Below are 229 nucleotides of genomic sequence, written 5' to 3'. Positions count from 1 at the left end.
GGTTCTCATCGTGGCGTCCTCACTGCGTCAGCACGACGCCGCTGGCCGGCGACCACGACACGAACACGTCGTCGTTCCACGCCGGTGCGTTGTCGTTCATCAGGTGCGAGCTCGACAGGTTCGACACGACCGTCTTGCCGCTCGGCAAGCGCACGTGATACAGCGAGTAGCTGCCCATGTACGCGATGTCGGTCACGACGCCGCGCGCCCAGTTGTGTTTCGAGCCCGG

Annotated in this window: 1 protein-coding gene; it reads right to left on the bottom strand. The window is 65.1% G+C overall.

The window, feature by feature from the left end:
• Window positions 1-19 precede the first annotated feature (19 nt).
• Window positions 20-229, bottom strand: a 210-nt coding sequence (locus G3N99_RS41670; protein ID WP_155687414.1) for a TOBE domain-containing protein, incomplete at its 5' end; no start/stop codon positions are given.

Source organism: Burkholderia sp. Ac-20392 (genome assembly GCF_017104585.1).
Taxonomy (GTDB): domain Bacteria; phylum Pseudomonadota; class Gammaproteobacteria; order Burkholderiales; family Burkholderiaceae; genus Burkholderia; species Burkholderia lata.
Note: the sequence above shows the minus strand (reverse complement) of the source record. Positions and strands in the feature narration are given on the sequence as shown.